This window comes from Acinetobacter sp. UC24323 (assembly GCF_024151445.1).
In the GTDB taxonomy this organism is placed as follows: Bacteria; Pseudomonadota; Gammaproteobacteria; order Pseudomonadales; family Moraxellaceae; genus Acinetobacter; species Acinetobacter baumannii.
The window spans coordinates 34078-52411 of record NZ_JAHIBY010000006.1 but is presented as its reverse complement, the minus strand read 5'-3'; the positions used below and the strand labels follow the sequence as shown (position 1 = coordinate 52411).

The 18334-nt window shown below is 40.1% G+C and carries 14 protein-coding genes; 7 read left to right on the top strand and 7 right to left on the bottom strand.

Annotated features, from left to right (window positions below):
- Positions 1-24: 24 nt before the first annotated feature.
- Positions 25-600, bottom strand: a complete 576-nt coding sequence (locus tag KNQ97_RS09600) for a DUF805 domain-containing protein (RefSeq protein ID WP_000457175.1) — start codon at positions 598-600, stop codon at positions 25-27.
- Positions 601-894: 294 nt separating this feature from the next.
- Between KNQ97_RS09600 and acs the strand changes: the two genes are divergently transcribed.
- A complete protein-coding gene (gene acs / locus KNQ97_RS09595) occupies positions 895-2844 on the top strand; it encodes an acetate--CoA ligase (RefSeq protein WP_001002965.1) in 1950 nt (649 codons plus the stop codon).
- 46 nt (positions 2845-2890) lie between these two features.
- On the opposite strand, the gene KNQ97_RS09590 is transcribed toward acs, so the two are convergent.
- Positions 2891-3433 carry a cysteine hydrolase family protein gene (locus KNQ97_RS09590; RefSeq protein WP_253612153.1) on the bottom strand — a complete coding sequence of 181 codons (543 nt, stop codon included), beginning with the start codon at positions 3431-3433 and terminating at the stop codon, positions 2891-2893.
- 105 nt (positions 3434-3538) lie between these two features.
- Here KNQ97_RS09590 and KNQ97_RS09585 point away from each other — a divergent pair, with 105 nt between their 5' ends.
- Positions 3539-3952 carry an Lrp/AsnC family transcriptional regulator gene (locus tag KNQ97_RS09585; protein WP_001019415.1) on the top strand — a complete coding sequence of 138 codons (414 nt, stop codon included), beginning with the start codon at positions 3539-3541 and terminating at the stop codon, positions 3950-3952.
- 93 nt (positions 3953-4045) lie between these two features.
- Here KNQ97_RS09585 and sfnG read toward each other — a convergent pair whose 3' ends face one another.
- On the bottom strand, positions 4046-5158 hold the full coding sequence (gene sfnG / locus KNQ97_RS09580; protein WP_000192764.1) for a dimethylsulfone monooxygenase SfnG: 1113 nt from the start codon (positions 5156-5158) through the stop codon (positions 4046-4048).
- Between the two features lie 45 nt (positions 5159-5203).
- The gene (msuE, locus tag KNQ97_RS09575; RefSeq protein ID WP_000145860.1) at positions 5204-5941 is read right to left on the bottom strand and encodes an FMN reductase; all 738 of its coding nucleotides are present in this window, start codon (positions 5939-5941) and stop codon (positions 5204-5206) included.
- 375 nt (positions 5942-6316) lie between these two features.
- Here msuE and KNQ97_RS09570 point away from each other — a divergent pair, with 375 nt between their 5' ends.
- Positions 6317-6967 (top strand): response regulator transcription factor, encoded by a 651-nt coding sequence (locus tag KNQ97_RS09570; RefSeq protein ID WP_001023261.1) that lies wholly within the window; start codon positions 6317-6319, stop codon positions 6965-6967.
- Between the two features lie 42 nt (positions 6968-7009).
- Here the strand turns inward: KNQ97_RS09570 and KNQ97_RS09565 are convergent, their stop codons facing one another.
- Both KNQ97_RS09565 and KNQ97_RS09560 read right to left on the bottom strand, forming a co-directional pair.
- Positions 7010-7777, bottom strand: a complete 768-nt coding sequence (locus KNQ97_RS09565) for a hypothetical protein (protein WP_001026735.1) — start codon at positions 7775-7777, stop codon at positions 7010-7012.
- Positions 7778-8170: 393 nt separating this feature from the next.
- The gene (locus tag KNQ97_RS09560) at positions 8171-11668 is read right to left on the bottom strand and encodes a PAS domain-containing hybrid sensor histidine kinase/response regulator (RefSeq protein ID WP_253612151.1); all 3498 of its coding nucleotides are present in this window, start codon (positions 11666-11668) and stop codon (positions 8171-8173) included.
- Positions 11669-11851: 183 nt separating this feature from the next.
- Here KNQ97_RS09560 and KNQ97_RS09555 point away from each other — a divergent pair, with 183 nt between their 5' ends.
- The 4 genes from KNQ97_RS09555 (at position 11852) to KNQ97_RS09540 (ending at position 16894) form a co-directional block, all read left to right on the top strand.
- Entirely contained in the window at positions 11852-12184 is a 333-nt protein-coding gene (locus tag KNQ97_RS09555; RefSeq protein ID WP_000372818.1) for a DUF485 domain-containing protein, read from the top strand.
- Between the two features lies 1 nt (position 12185).
- Positions 12186-13901: a cation acetate symporter gene (locus KNQ97_RS09550; RefSeq protein WP_000871885.1), complete on the top strand. Its 1716-nt coding sequence runs from the start codon at positions 12186-12188 to the stop codon at positions 13899-13901.
- 167 nt (positions 13902-14068) lie between these two features.
- A complete protein-coding gene (locus tag KNQ97_RS09545) occupies positions 14069-14761 on the top strand; it encodes an ion channel (protein ID WP_001256565.1) in 693 nt (230 codons plus the stop codon).
- 165 nt (positions 14762-14926) lie between these two features.
- Positions 14927-16894 (top strand): choline BCCT transporter BetT, encoded by a 1968-nt coding sequence (locus KNQ97_RS09540; RefSeq protein ID WP_001139476.1) that lies wholly within the window; start codon positions 14927-14929, stop codon positions 16892-16894.
- Positions 16895-16952: 58 nt separating this feature from the next.
- Here the strand turns inward: KNQ97_RS09540 and omp33-36 are convergent, their stop codons facing one another.
- Complete coding sequence (gene omp33-36 / locus KNQ97_RS09535) at positions 16953-17852, bottom strand: porin Omp33-36 (RefSeq protein WP_000733005.1); 900 nt, start codon at positions 17850-17852, stop codon at positions 16953-16955.
- Between the last annotated feature and the right edge of the window lie 482 nt (positions 17853-18334).

Sequence of the window (18334 nt, the reverse complement as noted above, 5' to 3'; positions counted from 1 at the left end):
TCTAAATAATAAAGTGTTTTTTAATTAAAAGTATTCCGTTCCTTTTTGTAAGATTTGTGTGGGGGTTTGAATAGTATCGGTACCAGAGAAGTAGTAGAAAAAGCCTGCTGTAGAAATAAGGCTAATTAAAATAGCGATTAAAATAAGCCAAGCCATCAGTTTTTCTATAAACGTTGAAGGCCGAACGGGACCATATTGATTAGTGCCCGCTGTACCAGAAGCAAGCAGTAAATAAAGCATAAAAAAGAACTGAACGACTGGAATAAATAACAGTAGTCCCATCCAGCCACTTTTATTTAAATCATGTAGGCGTCGAACGACCAGAATAATGTTGAGATAGATCAGAAATAGCCAGAAAGCCCAGACCATTAAAGCACTTATACCGGAGAGAGAGCTGTAAAATTCAAAATTAAATAGATCACTTGAAAGCTGAAAACTTCCAAGAAACGAAGCCAGTATAAAATAGCCCACGATTGTGACTAAATAAATCAGGCCATATCCACCCAAATAACTCATTCGGTTAAAGCGGCCATGAATTGAAAAAGGGCTGTCTTTAAACGGGAGTTGAGGTGGACGTGAAGAGGGAGTTTCGGCAAACATCTTATTTTATTCCTGCACTGCTTCTAAAAGCTAAAATAAACTTTGTTGATGGTCAAAACCATCAAAACTTAAAAAAATTATAAAAGTAAAAGCTATAGACAAATGTTTTAAATCAACTTAATTTTATAAAAATGTTCACAATTTCGTATGCTTGAGTAAGTGATTAATATATGACCAAAGTCGCATTGTCTAGGCTTTGAAAGAGTCATCATACTGAAAAGGCAAACAAATAAGATCCAGTAAAATAATAGCCACAGTCTCGAGATGGGATGCACAAGATCAAGGAAGTTGCGTATGAATGAGATCTATCCAGTACCAGAGGAATTTAAAAAAACAGCTCGTACTGTTGAAGCAGACTACTTTAAACGTTATCAACACTCTATCGAGAACCCAGATGAATTCTGGGCAGAGCAAGCTAAAATTGTCGATTGGATAAAGCCATTTACCCAAGTTAAAAATACCAGTTTTGACAAAGACAATTTCAAGATTGAATGGTTTGCTGATGGTGAGTTGAACGTATCAGCAAACTGCTTGGACAGGCATCTTAAAGAACACCCTCACAAACCTGCAATTATTTGGGAAGGTGACCATCCTTCTCGTCATAAAATCGTTTCTTATAAAGAATTACACGACGAAGTCTGCCGTTTCGCCAACGTTTTAAAGAAATATGGCATTGGTAAAGGTGACCGCGTTGTGCTGTATATGCCAATGGTGACTGAGGCTGCAATTGCCATGTTAGCCTGTGCCCGTATTGGTGCGGTGCACTGCGTGGTATTTGGTGGTTTCTCACCAGACTCGTTGGCGAGCCGTATTGAAGATAGCCAAGCTAAACTTGTGATTACGGCTGACTCAAGCCTACGTGCCGGTAAGTTGTTACCACTTAAAGAAAATGTTGATTTGGCTCTAGCATTGCCGGGCACAGAGTGCGTTGAAAACGTGATTGTGGTTTACCGTAATGCAAACCCAATCGAGATGAAGCCGGGTCGTGATTTGTGGTATCACCTTATTATTATGGAGGTGGATGCAAACTGTCCTCCAGAACCAATGAAGGCCGAAGACCCTTTATTTATTCTTTATACCTCTGGCTCGACAGGTAAACCTAAAGGAGTGTTGCATACTACAGGTGGTTATCTGGTGTATGTGGCGAGTACCTTTAAAGAAGTTTTTGATTTAAAACAAGATGATGTGTACTGGTGTACCGCTGATGTCGGCTGGATTACAGGCCATAGTTATCTAATCTATGGACCATTGGCAAATGGTACGACGACCTTAATGTTTGAAGGTGTGCCTCAGTATCCAACATGGGCACGTCTTGGTCATGTGGTCGATAAACATAAAGTCTCTATTTTATATACAGCGCCAACCGCGATTCGTGCCATGATGCGAGAGGGTGATTCGTATGTACGTGAAAGTAACCGTAGTAGTTTGCGTTTGTTAGGTTCAGTGGGTGAACCTATTAACCCAGAGGCTTGGAACTGGTACTACAACGTTGTTGGTGAAGGCCGCTGTCCAATTGTTGATACATGGTGGCAAACCGAAACAGGTGGTATTTTGATTGCGCCATTACCGGGGGCAACAGCTTTAAAACCCGGTTCGGCAACGCGTCCTTTATTTGGTATTCAACCAGCGATTGTCGATGGTGAAGGCAATGAACTAGAAGGCGCTGCCGAAGGTAACCTTGTGATTAAAGATTCATGGCCGGGCCAGATGCGTACCATTTGGGGTGACCCAGATCGCTTTATTGAAGCTTACTTCTCGACCTTTAAAAATACTTATTTTACAGGGGATGGCGCCCGCCGTGATGAAGATGGCTATTACTGGATCACGGGTCGTGTTGACGATGTCTTAAACGTTTCAGGCCACCGTCTAGGTACGGCTGAAATTGAAAGTGCTCTTGTATCGCATGAATCGGTAGCAGAGGCTGCTGTTGTGGGTATGCCGCATGATATTAAAGGGCAGGGTATTTGTACTTTTGTGACCCTGCAGGCGGGGGTTCCGGAATCGGAAGAACTGCGAAAAGAGTTAATTAGCTGGGTACGTAAAGTACTTGGACCAGTAGCTTCACCAGATGCACTGCACTGGGCGCCAGCATTACCTAAAACCCGTTCGGGTAAAATCATGCGCCGTATTTTAAGAAAAATTGCAGCGAATGAACTGGATAGTTTGGGCGATACCTCAACCCTAGCTGAACCTGCTGTGGTGGATCAGCTGATTGCGACAGTTTATCCTGATAGACAAAAATAACGTTTTAATAAAAAAGCCCCGATAGGGGCTTTTTTATTAAGCCTGTTTAAGATTTTGCTAGAAAGTCAGCAGTATTTTGTACGCTCGCAAACATACCAAGAGCAGCTAAAAAAGCAGTTTGTACATCTTCGGCTTTAACAGTTTTTCCGTTATGGCTTAAATCACGGGTCGCAGTGGCATCTCCAATTAAGATGGGTTGATAACCTAACTCTTTGGCTGCACGTGTGCCAGAATCAATACAAATATGTGTCATCATGCCTGTGATCACGAGTTGTTCAATTTGATGTGCTTTTAAAAGTTCTTCTAAATTGGTTTCTAAAAAACTGTTTGGATAATGCTTTGTCACGATTAATGAATCACCGCCAGCACTAAGTTCTGGATGAAGTAACACACCTTCAGTATTTTCTTGAAAGAAGCTGGCTTGTGGCGGGTTAATATGTTGCACATAAATAATCGGTAAACCTTTTTCATTAAAATATTGCTCGAGCTGTTTTATTTTATCGAGCGCTTGATCTGGTCCAACCAATTCCATTTTGCCATTTTTAAAATAATCATTTTGTACATCGATAACTAATAGTGCTTGTTTCATGAGAATACTCTTGTTGGTATAAGATAAAACAAGGTTATTCTCTGCCCGCAAAATCGGCTATAGTCCTATGAAAGCATTATCGCCAGTTTTCTTTCGTTATGAAAAATGAATATTGAATTAGACCCTATTGATCTAAAAATTATTGCATTGCTTAAGCAAGATTCTCGCTTAACAAATAAAGAAATTGGGCAGCGTGTTCATCGGACAGGACAGGCAGTAGGAGCGCGAATTGCTCAGTTAATGGATGCAGGCGTTATTAAAAATTACACCATTGCTGTGCAATACAGGCATAAACAATTTATTCATTTGCATTTAAATGAACAACGCTCCTTTGAAGAAATTGAAAATTTAGTGAAGCAATATGAACAAATCGATGAGTGCTTTAAAGTTATGGGTAATGCTTGTTATATGATCGTTAGTCATTTCGAACCAGCAGAACTCAATGCTTTTATTGAAGTCCTCTCAAAATGGTGTCGTTACTCAGTTGAAACTGTCATTCGAGAAGTAGAGAAAGCTTAAAAAAATAAAAGCTCCAAGCCGAGTCTTGGAGCCAATATGTCTTTTTTTTTTATTTATTGTTTTTATTGTCTTGCGCTGTTTTAACTGGAGGTTTTAGGCTGATTTAGCTTGAATTTCTACCTCCTTTTCCTGTTGTAGTTCTAACTGACGAACGAGCGGCAGAACTTTTTCACCAAAGTATTCCACCTCTTCAATAAAGTGTAAGAAACCTGAAAGAACCAAGTCGACACCTACATTTTTAAGCGCCACAATCCGCTCTGCAATTTGCTGAGGTGTACCAATTAAATTGGTTTTAAAGCCATCGTTGTATTGAACTAAATCTTCAAAAGTTGATTTTGCCCAGTTGCCTTCTTGTTCTGGTGAAGCAGCACCCGCTTCGCGAGTTGCATCGCCAAACGCATTTACTGCTTCAGTGTTGGCTTTATCAATAATTTCTTGAAGTACTGCTTTTGCTTCTTCTTCGGTATCTCGAGCAATAATGAAAGCGTTCACTCCAATTTTAACTTGATGGTTATTGGCTTTTGCTTTGGCTCGGATATCTTCGACCTGTTTTTGAATTTCTTCGACAGTATTACCATTGGTAAAATACCAGTCAGACACACGAGAGGCCATGTCACGTGCGGCACGTGAACTCCCACCTTGAAAGACTTCAATATGCGGTTTTTGCAGAGGTTTTGGCTTAAGTGTGTAGTTCTGAAATTGGTAATACTTACCATCGAAACTATAGTTATCGGTGGTCCAGATTCCTTTTAGCGTGCGAATAAACTCTTCAGAGCGGACATAACGTTCATCATGCTCAGGCCATTCTTCGCCAATAGCATCAAACTCACCTCTGAACCAGCCACTTACCACATTAATGGCAATACGGCCTTGAGTTAGATAATCAATCGTTGCGAGTTGTTTAGCTGCAAGTGCCGGTTTCCAAGGGCCGGGCAGAATAGCCGCAATCACTTTGAGTTTCTCAGTTTTTGCAAGTAATGCATGACTGAAACTCACAGACTCATGCTGGTTTTCTGCCCCATAGCCCGCCGTAAAACGAATTTGGGTGAGCGCATATTCAAAACCATTGTTTTCGGCTGCCTGTGCAAGTCGAACATTGTAGTCATAACTCCAGTCTGTACGTTGTTCGATGTTACTTACGACAAGGCCACCGCTTACATTTGGTACCCAATAAGCAAATTTAATTGGTTGTTGTAATTGCGTCATGGTGCTCTCTCCCAATTTCGTTATTTTTATTTAGCTATATTGCATTTAGGCAACATGTGTTAATGATTTACCGGACTTATGATGCAAACGAGATTCTGCTGCATCGAGATTTGGTACAGCTGCTGAAGGCAATACTTCTTCTTGCTCAATTTGCTTGTTAATACCGAGCTCTTGATTCGCTTGCTGAGATTTAGGTTTAACCACTTCAGCACGTTTACCTTTCGCTGGTGCCCATTCTAAAATTGGCAATGCACGCGCTACGGCTAGCGTAATACGGTCAGATAACTGTTCACTTTTCACCGTATATTCAGGAGTAAAGTCGCGATCTGTTGCGTATACGCCAATTGGTAAAGTTTGTGCCTGAAAGAAGCTAAACAATGGGCGAAGCTGATGTTCAAGTACGAGTGCATGACGATCACTACCGCCTGATGCAGCTAAAAGTACAGGCACATCGACCAATGCCGTTTGTTCAACAAAATCGAAAAAGTGTTTAAAAAGACCTGTAAAAGAGGCACGGTAGACAGGTGTACCAACAATTAAGGCATCTGCTGCTTCAACTGCTGCAAGGTCATCTTGTACACGCTGTGGAAGTTGGTTGCGATAAAATGCGCCGCCTAATAATGGCCCGATTTCACTCAATTTAATAAAGTGAACTTTAATATCAATTGCTTCAGATAACTCATCAAGAATGGCCTGAACCAGACTTTCGGTTTTAGATGGCGTATTCAAACCACCAGAAACAGCAACAATATTTAAGGGTTTTGATGATGTGATACCAGTCATGATTTGGTTCCTAAGCCTAAAAAAGAAGATTGGACTTATTAATCAACAATGCTGGCGAACTGTAAAATAACGAAATTGGTCAACCTTATCAGTTTTAAATATAAAACCCGAATAGTTGATTTTTATCAGTAAATAGCGAGTTAAATAACTGTTTTTATTTTATATAATTATTGATGATATATTTTTTAGAATAAAAATAAAGCTTATATAAAAAACAGATTAATTTTGATTAAAAGGTAAAAACATCTGAAAATCGAAGCAAACGTCTGTATTTAACAACATTTTGCATAAAAATGGATAAGATGAGCATATCTTTCATCTAAATAGTAGGGTTACAATAGGCCATACTTATGCTCAAGATTACTTTAATCGCTTATGAATATTTTAATCGTTGATGATCATCCTTTGTTTCGTCATGCTTTGATTCAAGCAGTACGTTATAGCCTGCCGCAGGCACAAATTCATGAAACAGCTTCGGTTGATGAGTTTTATGAGCGTTTGGAAAATGGGGCAGAACCTGATCTGGTATTACTTGATTTAAACTTACCGGGTGCTTCAGGCTTTTCGGCTCTGGTCTATGTAAGAGCACAATATCCATCTATTCCTATTATTGTGGTTTCTGCACACGAAGAAGCATCAATTATTCAACGTGCAATTGCGCATGGTGCAATGGGTTATATTCCTAAATCGGCTCATCCAAGTCATATTGGTGAAGCAATCCGTCAAGTGTTAGATGGGGAAATCTGGTTACCGCCAAACTTGCCATCAAATATTAATCTTGATCCGAGAGCGGCAGATGAAACTGCTTTGGCTGAACGTATCCAGTCGTTAACGCCTCAGCAATTCCGAGTTTTGATGATGGTTGCAGAAGGTTTATTAAATAAACAAATTGCTTATGAACTCGATGTTTCAGAGGCTACCATTAAAGCGCATGTAACCGCTATTTTTAGAAAACTAGGCGTACAAAATCGTACACAGGCTGTATTGGCAATTAGTGCATTAAATATTGAAGATAAAAAAATCTAAAATAAAAAAGACCTCAATTGAGGTCTTTTTTATATGTTCCACTTAGGCAAGGCAATCTTGCTTAGGTGTTAGGCTGTCGCAGTACAGTGGGTTAAGAGCACATTGCAAATCATCAATTTGTTCTTGGGTCACATAGCCCTTGCTTTTTAAATATTCAGCTACACGGTCATCACGCAAGCTTAAGAAAGCCGCATCATAAACACCTAAATCAACAAAGAGAGCTGCAGTTTCTAGGCTATTGAACCGGTCAAGGAAAATATCATTGCCATACATTAAGAAGATATGGTCAAGTTTTGCTTTTTCATCTACATGCAAACGTTCAGCAAGTTGATGTGGAGGAGTCTTAATAAACAGCAAGTCAGAAAGCTCATCGAACTGAGTCATATCTAACTGGTTTTCTCCGAGTTTGACATGACCAAGCCAAGCCTTGAAAACCAGAACAGCACCACCGCGTAGAAGCATGCTCCAGATTTGATGGCGTGTTTCATGGTCAAGGTTTTCACTTTCAGCAGTAAGAACTTTTAAGAAGTTCTCTTCTTGTTGGGCTAATTTATCAAATAAACCTAAGCCTTGCGGATGATAAGCAGCAGGCGCAAATACATCAAAATTTAGATCATGAAATACATTAAGTGCGAGAGGTACAGCACACTGATAAATAGTATTGAGTGCTTTGATATGTGCTTCGCTAAGCTTGCTATGCGGAAAAATACTTTGCCAATCTAACTCAGGAAGTAAGGCATTGGCACTGTATTGACGATAAAATTGTTGAGACGAGAGTTGCCCTTGTGGGGTGTTATCAGAAATATTCATGGCAGTTATCCTTTGCATTCATTCTAGAGCAGTGAAGCTATATAGATTGGAAATCGATTTGATAATTCGTTATACAATTTAAAAATTCGTTTTGAATATTTATGTGTCATGAAGAATGCAAGTAGAATACGACTAAAGTCGTATGAGGTGTTTTTTTGTAAATAATCTATTATAAAAACAATGATTTATTAAATTGTAACTAAGTATACAAGTGTTCACTTACAAAAAAGGTGGGCTTTGCCATAGAAAAAAAGGTATTGGAAATTTTGGTCAATGATTTAATGGGTAAAAGTAGACTTTTTGAGCAGTTCTGCCTATTGGCTTAAATTCAGTCAAACATTTTTGCCAAGAACCGCTCCCCAAACTTATCAAAGGTTGGGAAGCGATAAATGATTAGTCTGTCGTGCTGGCAATTTTAAGCCCAGATAACCATGCTCTTAATGAAGCTGGTTTTAACGGCTTTTTGAGTAAAACAATATTCAGTTCTTTTAATTGCTGCGGTAACTCTGGGTGCGAGTCCGCTGTGATTAAGGCAACAGGAACATCTTCTTGACGATTTTGAGTAATAAAATCAACCCCAAGTTGATTGTGGTTTAAATGCTGGTCAATGAGCCAAACCTGAATATTCTCTTTTTGAATAATTTCTAGCGCCTGTTCAGGTTCAGTCGCTTTGAAAACTTGATAACCCCATCGTCCTAATAAACTACTCATTCCTTCAAGAATAGTTTCATCATTGTCTAGGCACAAAATACGGTAAGCTTTAGTTTTTAAAGGTACGGCTTGTACAGCTGGTGTTGCAACTTTTGGTGGCTCGACAACAGGTACTTCAATCATAAAGCATGAGCCTTTGCCCAACTCTGAGTAAACATGAACAGGGTAATTTAGCAAACCTGTCATACGTTGTACGATGGCAAGTCCTAGCCCTAAACCTTGTTCACCCCAAGGTGATAAATGCCCGCAGCGCTCAAACTCTTGGAATAGCTTAATTCGTTGTTCTTCGGCAATACCTGGTCCAGTATCCCAAACCCCAATTCGAATATGTCCAGACTGCTGCGCAGAGCGGAGTACACCCACCACCACTCGACCTTTAGCGGTATAACGCAAAGCATTACTGACAAAGTTCTGAATAATACGACGAATCCACTGCGGGTCGGTATCGATCCAGAAAGACACATCGTGGACTTTCAGTGAGATATTTCGCTGAGCAGCGATCGATTTAAACTGCAACTCAAGATCACTGAGCAAATCATGCAACGGATAAGGTTGTCTCTTTGGTTGTATGGTGCCGCCTTCCAAACGTGCAATATCGAGTAGGGCAGAGAGCATACTTTCTGCTCCATAGAGTGCTCGGTCAAGCTGTTGTAGGGTCTGGCGGTCTTCTTCGGTCGAAATACTTTGCTCAAGAACGGTACTAAACAGACGAGCAGCATGCATAGGCTGTAATAGATCGTGACTTGCCGCGGCAATAAATCGACTTTTTGACATATTGGCCATATCAGCTTGTTCACGTGCAAGCTGTTGTTCAGTTAAGGCATCGGCAAGCTGTTGTGTTCTATCTTTTACGCGGGCTTCAAGCACGGCTTCGTTCGCACGGAAGGCCGTAATATCGGCAAATGTCGTTACAAAGCCTCCACCTGCAATCGGATTTCCTCGCATTTGAATTACACGGCCATCTTTACGAATACGTTCAAATTCGTGAGCACTTCCCACTTTCATCCAGTGAAGGCGTTTACGCACATGTTCTTCAACTGAACCGGGACCACATTCACCGCGTTCGGCGTTATAACGAATGAGGTCGGCAATTGGGCAGCCCACATAAACGAGGTCTTTTGGGTAACCAAACAGTTTTAAATATTGATTGTTCCATGCGACCAAACACATATTTTTATCCACCACGCTTACCCCTTGAGTAATGTGGTCAATCATGGTCATAAGAAGGTTCTGATTAAAACGTTGCCACTGCGATGCTTGGTCTAAAATATTAGCCACTTGCCCTAAAGCAAGACCGTTATTAATCATTGCTGTTGTGAGCAATGTACGTGCAGAAGCGGCACCGATAATACCGGCCAGATATTGCTCGGTAAAACGCCACCACATGCCATTGGCAATACTATTTGGGTTGAGGGTGAGGTGATTTTGCTCACAAAAATTTTCGAACGCTTGCGTAGTGGGTTGCTCACCCGTAATTCTTTTGGCTAGGGCAAATAAATCACCCACTTTTAAGCGGGCCGCATCATGAGGAAGATAGGTTAAATCAGTAGAGGTGTGCGGTGATGGTAAAGGCTTTGTTTCATAATAAAAGAAGCTTTCTGCCTGAATTTGCTCAGCGACGCTTGGCCGATAAATTTTTGAAATCCAGATATATAAAACAATATTTAAACCGAGTGACCAAATGACACCGTGAGTTAAAGGTGCAAATGACTCAAAACCAAATAAAGATTCCGGGCGTAGGGCATTAATGCCGAAAGGACCGAAAAGTAAAATACTTTGAGCAGTTTCCTGATAGGCTTCAGGCAAGCTACGCAAAATAGTTGGAAATAGTAATGTATAACTCCACATTAAAAATCCAATAATAAGTCCTGCATAGACGCCTTGACGGCTTCCGCCACGCCAATACAAACCACCAATCAGGGCAGGTGCAAACTGTGCTACAGCACTAAAGGCCAATAAGCCGAAAACTGAAAGTTGGTTAATGTCATTAAAGAAATGGAAGAATAAAAAGCCAAGTAGCATCACCGCAACAATACTGATACGGCGGCTAAATTTAAGAACTTTAGGTAAATGCTTATCGTGACGTGACAGCAACTTAAATCGCCATAGAGCAGGCATAATCAAGTCGTTACTGAGCATAATAGACAATGCTACTGATGACACCAGTAACATGCCTGTTGAGGCAGAGAATCCGCCTAAAAAGGCCAGTAATGCCAGCCACTCTTGGTTATAACTTAAAGGCAATGACAGCACAGCCACATCAGGCACGGTTAGAAACTTCGGTGCGGCATGTAAAGCCCAGCTTGCAATCGGAATAATGGCAAGAATAGTTAAAATGAGATAAACCGCGAACCATTTACGGGCACCGCGAATATGCTTCTCATCGCGTAGCTCGACCACCGCCACGTGGAACTGACGTGGTAAGCAAATAATGGCTAAACCCGCCAATAATGTTTGAATCCAGAAGGTTTCGGGTACACCAAAGAGCTGAACTTCCTGAAAAGTCTGGTTTACATCAGAGGTCATTTGGCTCAGGTTGGCCGGTGATTCAAAAATAAAAAATAAAGCGACACAAAGTAAGGCAAATAACTTCACAAATGATTCAAATGCAACCGCAAGCATGAGGCCGCCGTGTTGCTCCGTGTTTGCAATCTGCCGTGTACCAAAAATCATGGCTAAAATCGCAAGCACACTGGTGAGCAATAACACGCTGTTAGTCGTCGTATGAATATGCGAGCTTTGCTCCATAATGACCGAGGTACTTAAAGCAATCGCACGCAGCTGTAACGCGAGGTAGGGGATAATCGCAATAACTGCAAGAATAGTCACCAACGATGCGAGTACACCACTTTTACCATAGCGTGCCGCAACAAAGTCAGCGATTGACGAAATCGCATGATGCTGACGAACTCGACCTAGACGCCGCCAGATATCATAACCAAACCAGACAAATAACAGTGGACCTAAATAAATAGGTAAGAAGATAACGCCTTCACGTACGGCAGCCCCAGTTGCCCCATAGAATGTCCAAGAGGAACAATAGACACCTAAAGTTAAGCTAAATAAAAACATACGGCCACGCGTGCTAAGACGACTGGCATGCTTCTCACCAAAAAAAGCACAGACAAATAAAAGCGCAATATAAAGAGTGAGCACCCCAATAATCAGCCAGCTGTTCATATGACCTACATAAGTGAAACCTTATGCCTATCATAACCCAAGCCGAAACAAAGCTATAAATTGATTAAATTTTAACGACCAAAGTCTAAGTTACGACTGAGCTGGAATCTTGCTAACTTTAATAATGAAAAAATACATTAAAAAAAAGTGACCAAGGTTGGGCACTATGTAAGGAGTTTGGTTATGGATCAAAGCCAAGTAGAACAGATTCTACGTAATCCAAAGTTTCAAAAAATGGTCAAGAAAAAAAGTGCATTAAGCTGGACGCTCACAATCATCATGTTAGTGCTTTATGTGGGCTTTATGCTACTTGTGGGCTACAACAAAGAATTTTTGATGAGTTCCTTTAGTGGTGGTGTAACGACATGGGGGATCCCGCTAGGTTTAGGAATTATTGTTTTATCTTTCCTACTTTGTGGTGTGTATTCCTATATCGCAAATAATACCCTTGACCAATTGAGTGAAGAAGCGTTGAAGGAAGTTGAAGCCATCACGCATGAGAAAGGACTACACTAATATGAAATGGAATTCATTAAAAGCGAAAGCCTTATTGGCAGCAGCATCGCTATATTCAACTGTTGCTATGGCAAGCCCGGACTTAGGTGAAGCAGAACAGCAAGCCACCAACTGGCATGCCATTATCATGTTTATCATCTTTGTTGGCTTTACCTTATTTATTACCAAATGGGCGGCTAAACAAACTCAATCGGCGCAAGACTTCTATACTGCTGGTGGTGGGATCAGTGGTTTCCAAAACGGTTTGGCGATTGCGGGTGACTATATGTCAGCAGCGTCATTTCTTGGTATTTCTGCAATGGTGTTTAGCTCAGGTTTTGACGGCTTGCTCTATTCACTCGGGTTCATGGTCGGTTGGCCAATCGTTTTATTCTTGGTGGCAGAACGCTTACGTAACCTTGGTAAATATAACCTTTCAGACGTAGTGTCATTCCGTCTTGAAGAAAAACCAGTTCGTACTTTAGCTGCTTTCAGCTCGCTTGTTGTAGTCGCGTTCTATTTGATTGCACAAATGGTAGGGGCAGGTCAGCTCATCAAACTATTATTTGGTTTGAACTATAACATTGCAGTTGTGATTGTCGGCTTACTCATGATGGCATACGTTATTTTCGGCGGAATGCTAGCAACCACATGGGTACAAATCATTAAAGCAGTGATGTTATTAAGTGGTGCAACATTCATGGCCTTTATGGTGATGAAAGCGGTTGGTTTCAGCTTTAGTAACATGTTCACCCAATCAATTGAAGTGTTCAGTAAAGTTCATGATGTAAGTTTTGAAGATGCTGCAAAAATTATGGGACCAGGTAAACTTGCCGCAAACCCGATTGATGCCTTATCTCTTGGCTTGGCACTCATGTTTGGTACAGCAGGTCTTCCACACATTCTTATGCGTTTCTTCACGGTAAAAGACGCAAAAGAAGCGCGTAAATCGGTTGTCGTTGCAACAGGTTTTATTGGTTACTTCTATCTTTTAACTTTCATTATTGGTTTCGGTGCGATCCTTTTCGTATCAAATAACCCGCAATTCCTTGATGTTGCGAAAATGGCAATGACCGGCAAACTTGAGCTTGTTGGTGGTAACAATATGGCAGCCGTGCATTTAAGTGACGCTTTAGGCGGTGACTTATTCATGGGCTTCATTTCAGCAGTAGCGTTCGCAACGATTCTTGCAGTTGTTGCTGGTTTAACACTTTCAGGTGCATCTGCGATCTCACACGATTTATACGCTAACGTATTTAAAAAAGGTCAAACCACGCCAGCTTCAGAGCTTCGCATGTCAAAAATCGCGACGCTTGGTTTAGCAATCTTTGCCATGATTTTAGGTATTTTGTTTGAAAAGCAAAACGTAGCATTCATGGTAGGTTTAGCATTCTCTGTAGCGTGTTGTGCAAACTTCCCAATTCTTGTTCTTTCAATGTTCTGGAAAGGTTTAACAACTCGTGGTGCGGTCATTGGTGGCGTAGTTGGTCTTGTAACAGCGGTTGTACTCATTATTCTGTCTAAAGCAGTATGGGTAGATACTTTAAAAATCTCTGATACCCCAATTAACCCGTTCAATGGTCCTGCATTATTTGCAATGCCTTTGTCGTTCCTTTGCTGCTGGTTCTTCTCGGTAACTGACAGCTCAGCACGTGCGAAAAAAGAACGCGCTTCTTTCGACGCTCAATATGTTCGTTCAATGACAGGTATTGGTGCTTCTGGCGCATCAGATCACTAATCAAAATATATTGAACATCTCAAAAAAGCCCTACGGGGCTTTTTTTATTTATCTCGTAAAGTGTATTGAAAGAAGCTCCTTAATAAAGAACAACTTGTTTATCCTATTTTTTGTACAGTATGATTTTCTATAATCCAAAACATAATGAAAAAATGGAAAATAATTAAATGCGATCTATCATTGAATTCTGGTCGAGCTTTCGATTGTTGCCTTCTGCATGGCTGCTGTTGGTGCAATTCATTTTACTTATTCTGGCTATGCTGACTTTTGATAACGAGGCTTATAGGACCTTAACTTGGGCGCTAGGGGTACTTGCATTACTCATTATTGCTAAAGTTATTCGCCAAACACCCATGTTCACTTTTCTGGGGCTCGCATTTGTCAGTGGGGCAATTATAGCTTCGGTCTTTATTTTATTAGGCTATAGCAATTTAACCATCCAGATTTTTGCCCATAGCTGTGAAGCCTTAGCTTACTTTTCGGCTGCTTATGGTTTATTTCGCTATATGTTTGCTGACCGATATTTAACCCGCGATGAGTTGTTTGCAGCTGCCGCAGTTTTTACCTTGCTGGCTTGGGGATTTGCATTTTTATATAACATTTGCCAGCTACTCATTCCTAATAGCTTTCAAAATCCAAACCACATCCATCACTTACAAACTTGGTTAGATTTACTGTTTTTAAGCTTTAGTTTGCAGTCCGCTACGGGACTGTCTGACTTAATGCCTCTTAGTCCACCAGCACGTGTTTTAGCGATGTTACAGATGTTTTGTGGAGTGATGTATTTAGCCCTAATAGTCACGCGTTTAATCGCTTTACAATATATCAAGCACACGCCTAAAAAGAATTCTGATAAATAAAGAAGGAGGTGTTTTAATTTATTTACACCTTTGTAACTGCAATATTATTTAAGTTTATTTAAAGTATTATCGGCTTTCTCTATTGAAAGATAAAACTTTGTTCATTCCTGAATGTCTTTATTGGCTTTAAGCCTGTCATTTTCATTAAAATAACATGGAGGATTTATGCCTTCCAAACAAGCGAGTTGGTTCGCAAATGTTAATCCCAATGTCTTTTTGGGTACGGTCATTATTATTGCTTTGTTCTTAGCAGTTGTTGTGATCGCTCCGAGTTCTTTTGAACTTCTCACGCAACAGTTAAAGCAGTGGATCACTGATTCTTTTAGTTGGTTCTATGTCTTATCGGTTGCCTTCTTTCTTATCCTACTCATTTATATTGCCTGTTCTGCGATTGGACGTATTAAATTAGGCCCTGACCATAGCCAGCCCGAATATAGTAACGGATCATGGTTTGCCATGTTGTTTACTGCGGGTATGGGTATTGGCTTAATGTTCTTTGGTGTGGCTGAACCTGTCATGCACTATGTCAACCCACCAAGTGGTGAGCCACAGACAATTGAGGCAGCACAACAAGCTTTACGTGTAACCTTTTTCCACTGGGGCTTACATGCATGGGCAATTTACGCCGTGGTCGGTTTAGCATTAGCTTATTTTGCTTATCGGCATAATTTACCGCTCAAAACCCGTTCAGCACTGTATCCACTAATTGGTAAAAAGATTTATGGACCGTGGGGCGACAGCATTGATATATTTGCGACCATTGGTACGGTATTTGGTGTAGCGACTTCTCTCGGATTTGGTGTTACCCAGATTAACTCTGGTTTACATTATCTATTTGGTGTTGAGCAAAGCACCACTACTCAGGTTTTACTCATTATTTTTGTGAGTATTCTCGCTTCATTATCTGTGTTCTTAGGATTAGATAAAGGGGTCAAACGTTTATCAGAGCTAAACTTAGTATTAGCTTTAATATTATTAGTATTCGTTTTTATCGCTGGTCCTAGTATTTATTTACTTCAGACCACTATTCAAAACACTGGGCAGTATATCTCTAACCTTTTTACCATGACATTCAATTTATATGCTTATCAGCCGAATGGATGGATTGGGGGATGGACTATTTTATATTGGGCTTGGTGGATTTCTTGGTCGCCATTTGTAGGTATGTTTATCGCAAGGGTTTCACGTGGTCGTACTATTCGAGAATTTATTGTCGGGGTACTCCTCATTCCAACAGGCTTTACTATTATCTGGATGGGCTTTTTAGGAAATGCTGCGTTATTTAGCATTATCCATGAACATCAAACCACTTTAATTCAGGCTGTTCAGCAAGACTCGTCAGTTGCTCTATTTGAGTTTTTAGGACACTTGCCATGGTCAGGTGTCATGAATATTCTGGCGACTATTTTGGTGGTTTTATTCTTTGTGACTTCTGCTGACTCAGGGGCATTGGTTACTGACTACTTAACAGCAAAAACAGAAAATTCACCTACTTGGCAGCGCCTGTTCTGGACAGTGCTTATGGCGGTGCTGGCTATTATTTTACTCTTGGTGGGCGGTCTTGCGGCGCTTCAGTCTTCAATCATTATGAGTGCGTTGCCTTTTACCGTAGTCATGCTGTTAATGAGTTGGGGCCTAATAAAAGCCTTGCATCTTGATGTTACTAAAATGATAGCAATTCAAGAGGCTCGCATTACACCACGTGCCATTCATAACCCTAGAAGCTGGCAGCAGCGTCTTGGTTTAATCATGCATTATCCTCATAGTGAAGAAGAGGTGAAGCAATATATTGAAAAGCAGGTTTCACGTGCTTTTGAAAATATTCAGCATGAGTTTAGACGCCGTCATCTTGAGGTGTCGATTAGTGAAGTGGAAGATGGTATGCAGCTTCGAGTCGATCATCATCATGAAATTAATTTTATTTATAAAGTTGTTTCACGTGAAACAGTACCCCCAAGTTTTTTAATTGGTCGTACAGAAGCAGAAGACGGTCAGTATTTTCAAGCTGAGGTATTTTTGAGAGAAGGCGGACAAAACTATGATGTAATGGACTGGACTCAGGAAGATTTGATTCAGGATATTATTGATCAGTACGAACGTCATTTACATTTCTTAAATATCGTACGCAGTTAATAGCCATAAAAAAAGGACTCAATTGAGTCCTTTTTTTTAATTCAATTTCTAAATTAAATTAGAAACGGAATTTAGCATTTAAGCCGATAGTTTGTGTATCGTAGCTAGACTTTTTAACGTCAGCTTTCATGTAAGATGCACCAACTGCTAAAGCAGGAGTGATGAAGTAGTTTACATTACCACCCCAAGCTTGGCGGAATTCACCAAGGTCATTACCTTTGATGTCAGCTTCGCCATCGTTACCAACGAAAGTAGCGCCAACACTTAACTTAGGAGTTAAGTAAAGGTCAGTTTTTAAACCGTATTGGTTTTCTTGACCGAATGCACCAGCAGCTTCAAAACCGATTGCCATGTTAGTTCCATCGATTGGACCAACATATTTAGCACGTGCTGTAACAGCATCTTGGTCGTTTTGGATAGCAGCAGTTTGGTTAACAGCAGAGTAGATACCGTTACCGATGATACCGAAGTTATCTAAAGCGAATTGGTTAGCAACACTTGTATAACCAACAGTCATTAAGAAGTTAGGTAACAACATAGCACCAACTTCTAATGCATAACGGTCACCGTTGTCATCTTTAGAGAAGTTGTTTTTACCATCAACATCAGTGTGGTTGTAAGTTGCGCTAGCATATACAGGAAGGTAAGGAGTTGGAACGTATGCCTCACCTTTAACACCGTATGTACCAATGTGGTAGTTTACGTTGTTTTGGTCATATTGTTGATAGCTATAACCTAAAGACACGCTAGAAGCTTGGTTTAAGAAAGCTGCTTCAGCTAAAGGACCCTTAGCTGTATCAACATTTTTCAAATAGAATGTACCAGCAACGTCACCAGTGAAGTTTTTATCATTTGCAGTTGTGTCAACATATTCAGATTGACCTTGAACTTCAAATTGATAAGCATGAGCACCGGTCATGGCTAATAATACAGCAGTGGCTAAACCAAGTTTTTTCATAATCATTTCCAGCATTAACAAGAGATAAAGCTGGGGTCATTGTATTGTAACAATTTATGAAGTCAATAATAGATGAAACGTAATGTTAAGGAAATTTGACACTTATGTTAAAAATGGTTAAAAAAACAACAATTGAAGTGTATTATGTCAACCTGCTAAAAAAATGAACATTAACAAGAGTCTAAACCTTAAGTTTCATAGGGAATTGACACTAAATAGTTTAAAAATAATTACATTTACAATTGGAAAAAGCGATTCTATTAATCGGTTTTAACGTTAATTTATTTGTCGACTTGTTTAATAAATAGCCACTCAAACATTATTCTTTTTTCAATTTTGCTGTATTTTGAGTAATAGTTAACACTATTTTGATAAGTTCATCTAAATAATCTATCTATTTTGAATTATTATATAATTGAATAAAGCAAAGAAAATATGTTTTTAAACTAAAAAAACGATTAAAAAATTAATTCTGATCAATT

Coding starts and splice junctions, on each gene's coding strand:
- KNQ97_RS09600 (WP_000457175.1), bottom strand. CDS start 600: ATGTTTGCCGAAACTCCCTCTTCACGTCCACCTCAACTCCCGTTTAAA.
- acs (WP_001002965.1), top strand. CDS start 895: ATGAATGAGATCTATCCAGTACCAGAGGAATTTAAAAAAACAGCTCGT.
- KNQ97_RS09590 (WP_253612153.1), bottom strand. CDS start 3,433: ATGAAACAAGCACTATTAGTTATCGATGTACAAAATGATTATTTTAAA.
- KNQ97_RS09585 (WP_001019415.1), top strand. CDS start 3,539: ATGAATATTGAATTAGACCCTATTGATCTAAAAATTATTGCATTGCTT.
- sfnG (WP_000192764.1), bottom strand. CDS start 5,158: ATGACGCAATTACAACAACCAATTAAATTTGCTTATTGGGTACCAAAT.
- msuE (WP_000145860.1), bottom strand. CDS start 5,941: ATGACTGGTATCACATCATCAAAACCCTTAAATATTGTTGCTGTTTCT.
- KNQ97_RS09570 (WP_001023261.1), top strand. CDS start 6,317: ATGAATATTTTAATCGTTGATGATCATCCTTTGTTTCGTCATGCTTTG.
- KNQ97_RS09565 (WP_001026735.1), bottom strand. CDS start 7,777: ATGAATATTTCTGATAACACCCCACAAGGGCAACTCTCGTCTCAACAA.
- KNQ97_RS09560 (WP_253612151.1), bottom strand. CDS start 11,668: ATGAACAGCTGGCTGATTATTGGGGTGCTCACTCTTTATATTGCGCTT.
- KNQ97_RS09555 (WP_000372818.1), top strand. CDS start 11,852: ATGGATCAAAGCCAAGTAGAACAGATTCTACGTAATCCAAAGTTTCAA.
- KNQ97_RS09550 (WP_000871885.1), top strand. CDS start 12,186: ATGAAATGGAATTCATTAAAAGCGAAAGCCTTATTGGCAGCAGCATCG.
- KNQ97_RS09545 (WP_001256565.1), top strand. CDS start 14,069: ATGCGATCTATCATTGAATTCTGGTCGAGCTTTCGATTGTTGCCTTCT.
- KNQ97_RS09540 (WP_001139476.1), top strand. CDS start 14,927: ATGCCTTCCAAACAAGCGAGTTGGTTCGCAAATGTTAATCCCAATGTC.
- omp33-36 (WP_000733005.1), bottom strand. CDS start 17,852: ATGAAAAAACTTGGTTTAGCCACTGCTGTATTATTAGCCATGACCGGT.